The organism is Extensimonas soli (genome assembly GCF_029211265.1).
Lineage (GTDB): Bacteria > Pseudomonadota > Gammaproteobacteria > Burkholderiales > Burkholderiaceae_C > Extensimonas > Extensimonas soli.
In genome coordinates, this window is record NZ_JARGEL010000016.1 from 77,486 (window position 1) to 90,664 (window position 13,179).

General features: G+C 66.8%; 13 protein-coding genes. 4 read left to right on the forward strand and 9 right to left on the reverse strand.

Annotation, left to right across the window (positions count from 1 at the left end; all coding sequences use genetic code 11):
* Nucleotides 1-7 precede the first annotated feature (7 nt).
* Nucleotides 8-982, reverse strand: a complete 975-nt coding sequence (locus tag PYV55_RS07475; protein ID WP_275850060.1) for a capsular polysaccharide synthesis protein — start codon at nucleotides 980-982, stop codon at nucleotides 8-10.
* A 246-nt stretch (nucleotides 983-1,228) separates the two neighbouring features.
* On the opposite strand from PYV55_RS07475, the gene PYV55_RS07480 reads away from it, so the two are divergent.
* Entirely contained in the window at nucleotides 1,229-2,215 is a 987-nt protein-coding gene (locus tag PYV55_RS07480) for an NAD(P)H-dependent flavin oxidoreductase (RefSeq protein WP_275850061.1), read from the forward strand.
* A 71-nt stretch (nucleotides 2,216-2,286) separates the two neighbouring features.
* Here PYV55_RS07480 and PYV55_RS07485 read toward each other — a convergent pair whose 3' ends face one another.
* From PYV55_RS07485 to PYV55_RS07505, 5 genes are all read right to left on the reverse strand, one after another.
* The gene (locus tag PYV55_RS07485; protein WP_275850062.1) at nucleotides 2,287-3,084 is read right to left on the reverse strand and encodes an SDR family NAD(P)-dependent oxidoreductase; all 798 of its coding nucleotides are present in this window, start codon (nucleotides 3,082-3,084) and stop codon (nucleotides 2,287-2,289) included.
* 115 nt (nucleotides 3,085-3,199) lie between these two features.
* Nucleotides 3,200-3,979 carry an enoyl-CoA hydratase gene (locus PYV55_RS07490; protein ID WP_275850063.1) on the reverse strand — a complete coding sequence of 260 codons (780 nt, stop codon included), beginning with the start codon at nucleotides 3,977-3,979 and terminating at the stop codon, nucleotides 3,200-3,202.
* Nucleotides 3,980-4,042: 63 nt separating this feature from the next.
* Nucleotides 4,043-5,875: a M61 family metallopeptidase gene (locus tag PYV55_RS07495; RefSeq protein WP_275850064.1), complete on the reverse strand. Its 1,833-nt coding sequence runs from the start codon at nucleotides 5,873-5,875 to the stop codon at nucleotides 4,043-4,045.
* A 30-nt stretch (nucleotides 5,876-5,905) separates the two neighbouring features.
* Nucleotides 5,906-6,628: a DsbC family protein gene (locus tag PYV55_RS07500; RefSeq protein WP_275850065.1), complete on the reverse strand. Its 723-nt coding sequence runs from the start codon at nucleotides 6,626-6,628 to the stop codon at nucleotides 5,906-5,908.
* Between the two features lie 35 nt (nucleotides 6,629-6,663).
* Nucleotides 6,664-7,818: an FAD-dependent monooxygenase gene (locus PYV55_RS07505; protein WP_275850066.1), complete on the reverse strand. Its 1,155-nt coding sequence runs from the start codon at nucleotides 7,816-7,818 to the stop codon at nucleotides 6,664-6,666.
* Nucleotides 7,819-7,971: 153 nt separating this feature from the next.
* On the opposite strand from PYV55_RS07505, the gene ychF reads away from it, so the two are divergent.
* The gene (ychF, locus tag PYV55_RS07510; protein WP_275850067.1) at nucleotides 7,972-9,066 is read left to right on the forward strand and encodes a redox-regulated ATPase YchF; all 1,095 of its coding nucleotides are present in this window, start codon (nucleotides 7,972-7,974) and stop codon (nucleotides 9,064-9,066) included.
* 109 nt (nucleotides 9,067-9,175) lie between these two features.
* Here ychF and PYV55_RS07515 read toward each other — a convergent pair whose 3' ends face one another.
* Both PYV55_RS07515 and PYV55_RS07520 read right to left on the reverse strand, forming a co-directional pair.
* On the reverse strand, nucleotides 9,176-9,511 hold the full coding sequence (locus tag PYV55_RS07515) for a type II toxin-antitoxin system HicB family antitoxin (protein ID WP_275850068.1): 336 nt from the start codon (nucleotides 9,509-9,511) through the stop codon (nucleotides 9,176-9,178).
* A complete protein-coding gene (locus PYV55_RS07520; RefSeq protein WP_275850069.1) occupies nucleotides 9,508-9,762 on the reverse strand; it encodes a type II toxin-antitoxin system HicA family toxin in 255 nt (84 codons plus the stop codon). Before PYV55_RS07520 ends, PYV55_RS07515 begins: the two co-directional genes overlap by 4 nt.
* An 880-nt stretch (nucleotides 9,763-10,642) precedes the next feature.
* On the opposite strand from PYV55_RS07520, the gene PYV55_RS07525 reads away from it, so the two are divergent.
* Nucleotides 10,643-10,768 (forward strand): hypothetical protein, encoded by a 126-nt coding sequence (locus PYV55_RS07525; RefSeq protein ID WP_275850070.1) that lies wholly within the window; start codon nucleotides 10,643-10,645, stop codon nucleotides 10,766-10,768.
* A gap of 270 nt (nucleotides 10,769-11,038) precedes the next feature.
* Nucleotides 11,039-11,515 (forward strand): RNA recognition motif domain-containing protein, encoded by a 477-nt coding sequence (locus PYV55_RS07530; protein WP_275850071.1) that lies wholly within the window; start codon nucleotides 11,039-11,041, stop codon nucleotides 11,513-11,515.
* Nucleotides 11,516-11,652: 137 nt separating this feature from the next.
* On the opposite strand, the gene PYV55_RS07535 is transcribed toward PYV55_RS07530, so the two are convergent.
* Nucleotides 11,653-13,170, reverse strand: a complete 1,518-nt coding sequence (locus tag PYV55_RS07535) for an ammonium transporter (RefSeq protein WP_275850072.1) — start codon at nucleotides 13,168-13,170, stop codon at nucleotides 11,653-11,655.
* Nucleotides 13,171-13,179: the final 9 nt, after the last annotated feature.

Sequence of the window (13,179 nt, forward strand, 5' to 3'; positions counted from 1 at the left end):
GCCCCGCTCAGGCGCCCGTGGTGGCCTGCTGCCAGATGCTGCCCGGTGCGGCGCCGCCGTGGCCCTGCAGCAGTTTGGCAAAGTGCCGCCGCTCGCCGCCACGCAGCTTGATCAAGGGCGCAGGGTGCGGCTCTGCAGGCACCAGGCACAGCCGCGGATAGAGCAAATACCACTTCCACCACACGGCCTGCTGGTAGAAAAATGCCGTGTCCTCGGCACGCAGCAAAGCCAGCCGGAAGCCGTTGGGGCGGCGCAGCACCTGCTGCGCTGCGACGTGGATCAGCAAATAAGCCGGGTCGTTGATGCCCTGCAGCAACTGATTGCCTCCGGCCTGCGTCTGCAAGGCTTGCAAATAGCGCTGCTCGCCCTCTTCGATCAGTGCGCGGTGGAATTCCTGCTGCCATGCGCTCACGAAAGGCGCCCCCGGCGGCGCGCCGAAGGCCCAACTCTCGATGATGGGGTAGCGCAGGTCCGTGGTGTAGCCGTCGATGTAAAACCCGACGAATTCGGCGCTCTGGGCCTGGCGCAGGTCATCGAGCCAGGCGAGCGACTGCGTGAGCAAAGTGCTCGCGTCCAGCCAATAGCCGCCGAATCTGCGCACCACATAAAGCCGCAGCCAGTCTGCCTGCTTGGCAGCAGGCAGCGCCGCAAACGCGGGCGGCAAGTCCCCCGCGGCAACCACGTCGCCCAGCGTGTGGGCGTGGATCACCTGCACGTCCAGGCCCGGGCAGTAGCGTTTCCAATTTTCTATGCACTGCTGCACCACGGGGTCTAGCGTGGCGCTGTGCCAGTAGCTCCAGATGCGTGCCGGGATGGGGGCCGGGATGTCTGGTGCGGCCGCAGGCGCCACGGGCTGTGCCTGCGTGCCCGTAAACACCTGCACACGCGGCGTGCCAGGGTAGGACAGGGGGTGGCGTGGCTGGCGCGAACTCAGCCATTGGTAGGCCAGACGAAAAGCGCCCGGCGGTAGTTGCAGGTGCATGAAAGGGCAGTGAGGTACGGCGGGTAGGGTGGCCCGGTGGCTTGCCGCGCATGCTGCAGGTCGGGCTGGGCTTGGCATCATAAACAGGCCTTGTCCTCTGCCCGGTCAGACAGCGCCGCTGCCGTGACAGCCGCCTGCGCGCACGCCGCGCCGGCAACGATCGGATAGCATGCAAGTTGGGCCGACGCGCAATGCCGCATCGCTCTCGGCGACCGATTTTTCCAACGACTTCAGGAGACTCCCCCCATGCCTTTCCAAACGCGCATCACCGACATGCTCGGCATCGAACACCCCATCGTGCAAGGCGGTATGCAAAACGTCGGCGTGGCCGAGCTCGCGTCGGCCGTGTCCAATGCCGGCGGGCTCGGCATTCTGACGGCGCTGACGCAGCCCACGCCGCAGGCGCTGCGTGAGGAGATTGCGCGCTGCCGCAGCATGACGGACAAGCCCTTCGGTGTGAACCTGACGGTGTTCCCGACGATCAACCCGCCCGACTACAAGGCCTACGTGCAGGCCATCCTCGACGGCGGCGTGCGCATCGTCGAGACCGCGGGCACGCAGGCGGTGCGCGAGATCTGGGAGATGCTCAAGCCGCACGGCGTGCGCATCCTGCACAAGTGCACCGCGGTGCGCCATGCGTTGTCGGCCGAAAAAGCGGGCTGCGACATCATCTCGATCGACGGCTTCGAATGCGCTGGCCACCCGGGCGAGGACGACGTCCCCGGTCTGATTTTGATCCCCTGCGCGGCCGACAAGGTGAAGATTCCGCTGCTCGCCTCGGGCGGCTTTGCCGACGGCCGCGGGCTGGTCGCGGCGCTCGCGCTGGGCGCCGAGGGCGTCAACATGGGCACGCGCTTTTGCGCCACGCAGGAGGCCAACATCCACCCGCGCGTCAAGCAGGCCTACCTCGAAAACGACGAGCGCGGCAGCCTGCTCATTTTTCGCAGCCTGAAGAACACGGCGCGTGTGGGCCGCAGCGCCGTCTCCGAAGAGGTGGCGCGGCGCCTGAGCGCACCCGGCGCAAAGTTCGAGGACGTGCGCGAGCTCGTCGCGGGCAAGGCGGGCAAGGAGCTGCTCGAGACCGGCGACCTTTCCAGGGGCGTATTCTGGGCCGGCATGGTGCAGGGCCTGATCCATGACATTCCGACCTGCGCGGAGCTCGTCAGCCGCATCATCCGCGAGGCTGAAGAGGTCATGGACCGGCGCCTCGCGGGCTTTCGCCGCGCGGGCTGAGAGGCTGAGAATTTTTCGGCCGCGGCCGCAAGGCTCTCAGCCTCTGCGGCTGGCGGCGCCCGTGCGGGTGGCTATTGCACCAGCCCGAGCGCGCCGCCGTCTATGCGCAGGTTCTGGCCGTTGATGAAGGCGGCGCGCGTGCTCGCGACGAAGCACACCAGGTCGGCCACCTCTTCGCGTGTGGCGATCCGGCCCACGGGGTTGGGAAAGCGCTGGGCGACGATGCGTGCCTCTATGCTCGCCCAATCATCCTCCCAGCCCGCGCGGTGCGCCTTGGCGCGGAAGGCGGCCTCGACTTCGGGCGTGCGGATGTAGCCCGGCGACACCGTGTTCACGGTGATGCCGGTATGGGCGAGCTCCTGCGACAGCGTCACGGCGATGCTCGCGAGCGCGCTCTTGGCGGCGTAGTAGGCGGGCCGCAGCGGATTGGGCTGGGTCGAGCCTATGGTGCCGAGCTGGATCATGCGCCCCCAGCCACGCTCACGCATCTGCGGCGTGAGCAGGCGGATCAGGCGCACCGCGCCCAGCAGGTTCTTCTGGTACATGTCGAGCCAGACGGCGGTTTCCGCCTCGTCCCAGCGCGCGTCCGAGGCCGTGCCGTAGTTGTTCACCAGGATGTCCACGCGCCCCGCGGCGGCCAGCGCCTGCTGCGCCACCTGCGCAGCCCCTGCGTCGCTGCACAGGTCACCCCAGACGGTGTGCTGCACGCCCTGTGCGCCTTGCGCGCGCAGCGGCTCGGCGCTGCCTTGCGCAAAACCGTGCGCGATCACGGTCGCGCCTTCTTCGGCAAGGCGCTGCGCGATCACGCTGCCGGTGCCGCGCTCGCTGCCCGTGACCAGCGCCACCTTGCCCTGGAGTCCGAGGTCCATGCTTGTCTCCTGTGCCGCGCGCCTGCGGCGCCCACCAGCAATGCTATGTTAAAAATAGCTTCTTACGCTTGATGGATGCGGATAAACGCCCATTTTTACTCGTAAACCCGAGGGCTCAGCGGTTCTTGAACTCGGGCTTGCGCTTGTTCAGGAAGGCGTCCATGCCTTCCTTCTGGTCTTCGGTGGCGAAAAGGCCGTGGAACAGGCGGCGCTCGAACATCAGGCCGTCGCTGAGCGAGCTTTCGAACGCGCGGTTCACCGATTCCTTGGCAGCCATGGCGGCGACCTGCGAGAGGTCGGCGACGATGAGCGCCGCGCCCAGCGCCTCTTCCATCAGCTTGTCCAGCGGCACGACGCGGCTCACCAGGCCCGCGCGCTCGGCCTCGGTGGCGTCCATCATGCGGCCCGTGAGCACCATGTCCATGGTCTTGGACTTGCCCACGGCGCGCGGCAGGCGCTGCGTGCCGCCCGCGCCCGGGATCACGCCGAGCTTGATCTCGGGCTGGCCGAACTTGGCGTTGTCGGCCGCGATGATGAAGTCGCACATCATCGCGAGCTCGCAGCCGCCGCCGAGCGCAAAGCCGCTTACCGCGCCGATCACGGGCTTGCGCACGCTGCGGATGGTTTCCCAGTTGCGCGTGATGAAGTCGCCCTTGTAGGCATCGACGAAGCTGTATTGGGCCATGCTGGGGATGTCGGCGCCCGCGGCAAAGGCTTTTTCGCTGCCCGTGAGGATGATGCAGCCGATGTTTTCGTCCGCGTCGAAGGCCTTGAGCGCGTGGCCCAGCTCGTCCATGAGCTGGTCGCTGAGCGCGTTGAGCTGTTTGGGGCGGTTCAGCGCGATGATGCCGACCTTGTCGGCCTCGGTGCGCACGAGGATGGTTTCGTAGTGCATGGGGGCTCCTTGTGTTCCGGGAAAGAGGGAAGAAAGAGACGAAGGGTAGAGATTCAAACCCAACTATAGCGGCGGCGCATCGAGCCAGCGCCCCAGCGCCGCACCGTCGGCCACGCTGAGGCGGAAGGTGTCGGCGGGCGCGCCCGCGCCACCAGGTTCCGGCAGCACGAGCGGCAGGCGCAGCAGGCGCCCGTCGCGTGCGACCAGGGCCGTGAGCTCGCGCGTGGCGCCGGCCAGCAGCGGCAGCTCGTCCAGCCGCGCCAGGCGCCAGCCCTGGCCCTGCAGCTCCACACCCAGCCATTCGTCGCCCGCCGCCATGCCCGCCTGCTCGGCCGCGCCGTGGCGCAGCACGGTCTTGATCTGCACGCTATGGTTTTCATTGACGCGCAGGCCCAGGCGCTGGGCGATTTGCGGCGTTTCGGCCTGCATGCGCACGCCGTGCGCGGCGAGCAGTTCGGCCAGCGGCAGCTCGTCGGTGCCGTGCACCCAGGCGTCGAGCTCGGGCGCGAACGAGCGCCCGCCGAGCTCGGCGAGCACGGCGCGCAGATCGTCCTCGCGCAGGGGGCCGCCCGCGCAGCGCTGCCACAGCGCGCGCAGCACGGCGTCGAGCGTGCTGCGGCCCTCGCGGCGCAGCGTGAGGTCCAGGCACAGCGCCACGAGCGCGCCCTTGGTGTAGTAGCTCACGGTGGCGTTGGGCGTGTTCTCGTCGGGGCGGTAGTACTTGACCCAGGCGTCGAAGCTCGCCTGCGCCACGCTCTGCACGCTGCGCCCCGGCGCCTGCTTCACCTGGTGGATGGTCTGCGTGAGCTGCTTGAGGTAGGCCGCGTCGTCGATCAGGCCCGCGCGGCGCAGCAGCAGGTCGTCGTAGTAGCTCGTAAAGCCCTCGAAGAACCACAGCAGCTCGGTGTAGTTTTCGCGGTCGTAGTCGTAGCGCGCAAACTCCGCGGGGCGCAGGCGCTTGACGTTCCAGGTGTGGAAGTATTCGTGGCTGATGAGTCCCAGCAGGCGCGTGTAGTCCTCGCTAGGCTTGGCGGTCTGGTCGGCTGGCGCGGCCAGAGCGTCGCTGCGGCGCGGCAGGTCGCGCCGCTTGCACACCAGCGCGGTGCTGTGACGGTGCTCGAGCCCGCCGTAGCCATCGTGCATGGCGTGCAGCAAAAAGAGGTAGTGCGTATGCGGCGGCGCGGCCTCGCCGTGCCACAGGCGGATTGCCGCCGCGCAGATTTTTTGCGTGTCGGCAAGCAGGCGTTCGCCGTCGAACGAGGGCGCGGCACCGCTCACCACGAAGCGGTGCGGCACGCCGCAGGCGGTGAATTCACCGCTCCAAAAATCGCCCATTTCCACGGGGCTGTCCACGAGCTCGTCGTAGTCGCCTGCGCGGTACACGCCAAAGCCCGCGGCATCGACCTGCACGGGGGCGAGCGCCGTGGCCAGGCGCCAGTCGGGCGGGGCCGCCGCGCGCTGCACTTCGAGTGTGTGCACGGCCGCCTCCTGCCCCACGACGCGCAGGCACAGGCTGGTGCCGTTGAAAAAGCCGCGCGCCGCATCGAGCCAGGCCGCGCGCACCGACGGGTCGTAGGCGCAGACCTCGTAGCGCAGCGTGAGCGGCGCGCCGCTGCGGCACGCGGCGCGCCAGCGGTGTTTGTCGAGCTGCGTGAGCGGCACGGGCGCGTCGCCCTGCTGCGCCTGCAGCCGCTGCAGGTTCTTGGAGAACTCACGCACCAGGTAACTGCCCGGAATCCACACCGGCAGCGCAAACTCCTGCGCCACCTGCGGCGCGGCTACGGTGAGCGTGACGGTGAACAGGTGCGCGTGCAGGTCGGCGGGGGCAACGCAGTAGTGGATGGCGGCGTTGGCGGCGTTGGTGCCGGGGGCGGCGCAAGCAGTGGCAGCAGACATCTCGAGCATGTGCGCGGCGGCCTCAGCTTCTCAGCGGGGGGTGGCAGCAAGAGGTTCGGCGAGGCGCTTTTCGAGCTCGGCCATGCCGATCGCGCCGGGCACGCGCGCGCCGTTCGCAAAGATCAGCGTGGGCGTGCCGGTGATCTTGTATTTGCGCCCGAAAGCGAGGTTGCGCTGCAGCGCGCTGGTGTCGCAGCTCGCCGCGGGGGCGGGCTTGTCGCGCAGCATCTGGTCCTGCCAGGCGGCGGCGCGGTCTTTCGCGCACCAGATGTTGCGCGATTTCTCGGCCGAGTCGGGGCTCAGGATGGGGTAGAGGAACAGATACACCGTGACGTTGTCCACGCCCTGCAGATCGCGCTCGAAGCGCTTGCAGTAGCCGCAGTTCGGGTCTTCAAAGGCCGCGAGCTTGCGCTTGCCGTTGCCGCGCACGATGGGGATCGCGTCCTTGATCGGCAGCGCGCCAAAGTCCACCGCCGTGAGCTGGTGGATGCGGTCTTCGGTCAGGTTGCGCCGCGCCTGCGTGTCGATGAGCTCACCCTGGATCAGGTAGTTGCCCTTGGCGTCGCTGTAAAACAGGTCGGTGCCCACGCGCACCTCGTACAGCCCCGGCATGGGCGTGGTGCGCACCTCGTCGATTTTTTCGAGCTGCGGGATGCGCTCGGCCAGGTTTTTGCGGATCGTGGCTTCCTGGGCCTGGGCCGCAAAGCTCAGGGCCAGCGCGGCGCCGGCCAGCAAGGCAGAAAAAGGGTGCATGGTGTGGATCGTGAAAATATCAAAAAAGGAGCGCCTCACGCAGACTGTGCGGCGCCCATGGCCTGTTTTGCCATCCAGGTTTTGAGCGGGCCGCTGTGCTCGAAGCCGCGCAGCCCCAGGTTGCGCAGCAGCTGCACGGGGGCCTCGCGGCGCGCGAACAGCTGCTGCAGGCTGTCGGTGGTGAGCCGCATGGGCAGCAAGGCCGCCTTGCGCTCGCGCTCGTAGCGGCGCAGCAGGCGCAGGTCGCCCACGCTGCGCCAGTAGTCGCGCCCGTGCAGCACGTGCGCGAGCGCCTGCACGTCGCCCAGACCCAGGTTCAGCCCGTGGCCGGACAGCGGATGCACGTTGTGCGCGGCGTCACCCGCAAGCACCCAGCTGCGCGCGCCGGCGGCAGAAGTGGCCGCCGCGTCGGGCATGGGGCCGCACCACTGGCGCGCCTGCGCGAGCTGCAGCGGCCAGGCCACGCGCTCGCCGTGCAACTGCAAGGCGCCCAGCGCGCCCTGGCTGGCCGTTTCGAGCTGCTGCGCGAAGTCCTCGGGCGCGAGCGCGAGCAGCTGCGGCGCGAGTTCCTGCGGCACCGACCACACCACGGCCACGGCATGACCGTGCGCGCCCTCGAGCGGCAAAAAGGCAAGGATGCTGCCGTCAGGCAAAAACCATTGCAGCGCCACCTGCGCGTGCGGGCGCTCGCAGTGCAGCCGCGTGGCGATGGCGTGCTGCCCGTAGGGCGTGTGCTCGAACTCCACGCCGAACTCGGCGCGCGTGCGGCTCGCGCGGCCTTCGCACACCACGGTGAGCGCCGCAGGCTGGGGCTCGGCCACCAGCTCGACCTGCGGCTGGTAGCGCACGGCCTCGGCCAGACGCGCCTCGAGCGCGGGCACGTCGACGATCCAGGTCAGCGCCTCGGCGCCGAGTTCGCCGGCGTCGAAATGCAACTGCGCGCCCTGGTCGCCATGCACCTGCATGCGTGTGACGGCGGTCGCGTGTTCGGTGTCGGGCCAGGCGCGCAAGCCTTCGAGCAGCTGCCGCGAGGCCGCGTTGAGCGCGTAGGCGCGCACGTCGGGCGCGGCGCCTTCGGGCGGCGGCGCCGCGACCAGCGCCACGCGCAGCCGCTCGCGCGCGAGCAACAAAGCCAGGGTACGCCCCACGATCCCGGCCCCACGGATACAAATGTCATAGGTTTGCGCCATGGCAGGCATTGTAGGAGCGCGCTTCGTACCCACGCTGCGCGCAGGCGGTACGCAAACCGGGCGAAAACCGGGCGCAAAAGGGGCTGCAAGTCGGAACTCAAAGGGCCGCCTCGTAAAATCAAGCGTTTATTTGCGAACCCAGAAAGCCCTGCCATGAGCCTCCAATGCGGCATCGTGGGCCTGCCCAACGTGGGCAAGTCCACCCTCTTCAACGCCCTCACCAAGGCCGGCATCGCCGCCGAAAACTACCCTTTTTGCACCATAGAGCCCAATACCGGCGTGGTCGAAGTGCCCGATCCGCGCCTGCAGCAGCTGGCCGAAATCATCCACCCCGAGCGCATCGTGCCGGCCATCGTCGAGTTCGTCGATATTGCGGGCCTCGTCGCGGGTGCGAGCCAGGGCGAAGGCCTGGGCAACCAGTTTCTCGCGCACATCCGCGAGACCGACGCCATCATCAACGTGGTGCGCTGCTTCGAAGATCCGAACGTGATCCACGTGGCCGGCAAGGTCGATCCGATCGCCGACATCGAAGTCATCCAGACCGAGCTGTGCCTGGCCGACCTCGGCACCGTCGAAAAAGCCCTGCAGCGCAACACCAAGGCCGCCAAGAGCGGCAACGACAAGGAGGCCGCCGCCCTGGTGCAGCTGCTCACCAAGGTGCAGGCCACGTTGAATGAAGGCCAGCCCGTGCGCACGCTCGCGCTCAGCGACGCCGAGCGCGCCCTGCTCAAGCCCCTGTGCCTGATCACCGCCAAGCCGGCGATGTTCGTGGGCAACGTCAGCGAAGACGGCTTCGAGAACAACCCGCTGCTCGAGCGCCTCAAGGACTACGCCGCACGCCAGAACGCCCCCGTGGTCGCCATCTGCGCCAAGATCGAGGCCGAACTCGCCGAAATGGACGAGGCCGATCGGCTCGAATTCCTCAAGGAGCTGGGCCAGGACGAACCCGGCCTGAACCGCCTGATCCGCGCCGCCTACCAGCTGCTGGGCCTGCAGACCTACTTCACCGCCGGCGTCAAGGAAGTGCGCGCCTGGACCATCCACATCGGCGACACCGCCCCCAAAGCCGCCGGCGTGATCCACGGCGACTTCGAGCGCGGCTTCATCCGCGCCCAGACCATCGCGTTTGACGACTTCATCGCCTGCAAGGGCGAACAGGGCGCCAAGGAAGCCGGCAAGATGCGCGCCGAAGGCAAGGATTACGTGGTCAAAGATGGGGATGTGATGAACTTTTTGTTCAACGTCTAAATGCGAAGTGCGACTGGAAAGCCGCATGACGCATGACTACAGGCTGTAACGGACTGACAGCCCATTTCGTACCCGGTTCCATACCCGGTTTTCGCAATGTCACCGTCCCTCATCCTGCATGCGCCGCTTGCCGGATCGCCTCGGCGGCCCACTGGTTGAGGCTCTGCCCATGCGCGGCGGCGGCGATGGTGGCGGCTTCGTGCAATTCGGGATCAACGCGCAGGGAGAACTTGCCCGAGAAGTGCTTGCGCGGATCGACGCCATCCTCGGCGCAGGCTTCAAGGAAGACCCGCAAGGAAATCTCGCCTTCATGGCGCAGGCCATCGACATCCTTGGCGTAGAAGTCGGCCCCGCCGTTCAGCCCGACGAACTCCCCCCGGAACATCTGAATGTCCGGGTCGAATGAGATGACCGCCTGATAGCCGTTGATCGTCATAGTGTTCATGGTTTCACTCCGTGTTCTTCAAGCCACTTGCGGATGGCCTCCACCGCGCCCTTGTCCGTGGTCGGCTCGGGATGCGGTCGGTGGAATACCCGTCTGTCGCCAAACAAGCGCACCAGTATGCGCGATCCTTCCCGCTCGGCAACCTGCCCGCCCAACTCGACGAACAGCGCCTCGATGTCGGCCCAGCGAACGTTGGCTGACACGGGCCGGGAAAAGATCAAGTCCAAGGTGCGCTGGTGCTTTCGCTTCATGGCCAAATGGTAGCAAATAATGGTATCAACCGACAAGTGGCAGGCACGGGCGCATCACCCCTTGACCGATCAGTCACGGCGCTTGCACCAGAACCCGCAAGCCCCGCGCCTGCGCTGCGCCGTGCCAACCTGAACCCCGCCAGCGCGCAAACCCCGTGCCCTGGCTTCGTGCCTCCGGTCACCGCCTGACCTCCTGTCCCGCCGCCGCTGCGCCACTGCGCCGGCCAGCGGTCAATCTGCTCGCCGGCTTGCGGCTTGCAGGCGGCTACCGTGTCGGGTGCTCCACCACGCCAGAGGCTGCGCCACTGGCTTTGTCGCTCCTGTTATCGCCGTCCCGCCAGCGCCGACTTTTGCGCTTGGCCGGCCTCGGCGCGTACTGCCCGCCGCCTGCGCCGCCAGCTTTGCGCGCGGCTCCGTCGGCTACCTCAACCCCTGCTTACTCGCTGTGCTCGATTGCACCCAGGCCGGCCGGGGGTAAATCGCAAGCGATTGAACATAACAGCGCATTACCCAAAGTCGGCCAGTCGCTGCGCAGTGCTGCGCTTGGTGGCCGACCGCTGCGCGCCCTGCGGGTTCGGGTAATGGTCTGTTATGTCTTGCGCCCCCGGCCGTCCCAAGAGCGATGTTCGGCGCTGCGCGGTAGTCTATTCAGCGCTTCGCGTGGGGGTGGCTTACGCTCCTAGTGTAGTGTTCGACGCTATCTGCGACATAAAACCGCGTCTTTTCGGCCCGGGCCGCGTTGCAAATCCTCGCGATACCCCCCGGTATCGCTGCGGTTTGCGCCTTGCCCAGACCAAAAATCCATCGGTTTTATTTGTCGCATCAAGCATCAAACACTACACTAGCAGCCGACGATCAGTTCATCTACCTGGTGTCGTCGATGGACTTTGATGAACAGAAGCAGCTCCGTGAAGGAACGCAGGCCGCGGAAACGATCGACTACTTCGCCGAGCACTTCGGATGTGAAACCGCCCCGCGTCGGCGCAACCTCCGGCGGCTTGGCTGAGGCCTCGATAGAAAACTGCCAAACCCCTCACACCCAGAAATTCTGACACTCCCGTTCTCTGTTTGCGGCATCAAAACCACAACCTCGCCACCTGCAGCGATGATTTTTCTTGCGTTTTCGTTCGACTTGTAAGTCATAATGACGCCGCGAGGTTTTCTCGCATTTGTGTTTGCGATGATCCGTGAGTTGGCGCACAGGTATTTCGTCGGAATGGGCGGCTTGCGTTTCGGGGCTCTATCGCGTTTTTCAGGTATTTTTAGGAGTCCTTCGATGGGCAACAAACTTTACGTCGGCAATCTGCCGTATTCCGTGCGCGACAGCGATCTGGAGCAAGCCTTCGGTCAGTTCGGCACTGTCACCAGCGCCAAAGTCATGATGGAGCGCGACACCGGTCGCTCCAAGGGCTTTGGTTTCGTCGAAATGGGCAGCGATGCAGAGGCGCAGGCCGCCATCGAAGGCTTGCACGGCCAGCCCATGGCCGGGCGCAGCTTGGTGGTCAATGAGGCCCGTCCCATGGAGCCGCGTCCGCCGCGTTCCGGTGGTGGTGGCTACGGCGGTGGCGGTGGTGGCTACGGCGGTGGTGGCGGCGGTGGCTATGGCCGCAGCGGCGGTGGCGGCGGTTACGGCGGTGGCCGTGAAGGCGGCGGTCGCAGCGAAGGTGGTTTCCGCAGCCCTTACGGCTCGGGCCCGCGCAGTGGCGGTGGTGGTGGTCGCAGCGGCGGCGGCTACGGCGGCGACAGTTATTGATCGCCTGCAGCTGCCCGTTGCGTCAGCTGCACCCATGAAAAAAGCCCCCGCGGGGGCTTTTTTCATGGGTGCACGAAACACCGCTGCGTAAATAAAGGGGGCTGCAGGCCGGTCTGCGGCTGCAGCCCCCATCCCCCTCACCGGTTGTAGGCCGTTTCGCCGTGGTACGAAATGTCCAAACCTTCGCGCTCTTCTTCTTCCGACACGCGCAGGCCTATGGTCAGGTCCACGATCTTGTAGGCGATGAAGGACACCACACCCGACCACACGATGGTGATCAGCACGGCCTTGGCCTGGATCCACACCTGCGCAGCGATGGAGTAGGCGTCCGGCGTGGTCATGGTCATCGTGACCATGTCGGCCACGGTGCTCGGCCCGCCGAGGCCCGGTGCGTTGAAGACGCCGGTCAGCAGGGCGCCCAGAATGCCGCCCACGCCGTGCACGCCGAACACGTCGAGCGAGTCGTCCGCGCCGATGATCTTCTTCAGCCCCGTCACACCCCACAGGCAGGCGAAGCCGGCGACGATGCCAATGACCAGCGCGCCGCCGATGCCGACGTTGCCGGCCGCCGGCGTGATGGCCACGAGCCCGGCGACAGCACCCGAGGCCGCACCCAGCATCGAGGCCTTGCCCTTGTGCAGCGCTTCACCCACGGACCAGGCCAGCACCGCAGCAGCCGTGGCGAAGAAGGTGTTGATGAAGGCGAGGCCGGCGACGCCATTGGCTTCGAGTGCGGAGCCGGCGTTGAAGCCGAACCAGCCCACCCACAGCAGGGCGGAGCCGACCATGGTCAGCGTGAGGCTGTGCGGCGCCATCGATTCCTTACCGTAGCCGATGCGCTTGCCCACCATGAACGCGCCCACCAGGCCGGCGACGGCGGCGTTGATGTGCACCACGGTGCCGCCGGCGAAGTCCAGCGCGCCCATTTGCCAGATGTAGCCGGCCTTGGCATTCAGGGCGTCCACCACGTCCTTGCTGGCGTAGGCGTCGGGGCCCATCCAGAACCACACCATGTGCGCGATGGGCGCATAGGCAAAGGTAAACCACAGCGCGCAGAACAGCAGCACGGCCGAGAACTTGATGCGTTCCGCGAAGGCGCCAACGATCAGCGTGCAGGTGATGCCTGCAAAAGTCGCCTGGAATGCGGCATAGACGATCTCGGGGATCACCACGCCTTTGCTGAAGGTGGCCGCATTGGCGAAGGTGCCGGCGACGTTGTCCCAGATGCCTTTCATGAAGAGCCGGTCGAAGCCGCCGATGAAGGCATTCCCCTCCGTGAAGGCCAGACTGTAGCCATAAACGGCCCACAGCACGACGATCAGCGAGAAGGTGACCATGACCTGCATCAGCACCGACAGCATGTTCTTGCTGCGCACCAGGCCGCCGTAGAACAAGGCCAGACCGGGCACGGTCATCAAAATCACCAGCAGCGTGGACACCATCATCCACGCGGTGTCGCCTTTGTTCGGCGTGGGCGCCGGTGCGGCAGCGGGCGCTGCGGCCTCGGCAGCCGGTGCGGCGGATGCGGGTGCGGGGGCTGCAGTTGCAGCCGCGGCCGGGGCACTGGCGGCGGGTTCCGGGGTTTGTGCGCCGGCGGTCGTCATGCCGGCCCACAGGCTCAGGCCCAGCGCCAGGGAAGCGAGTAGTTTTTTCATGGCTTTTCC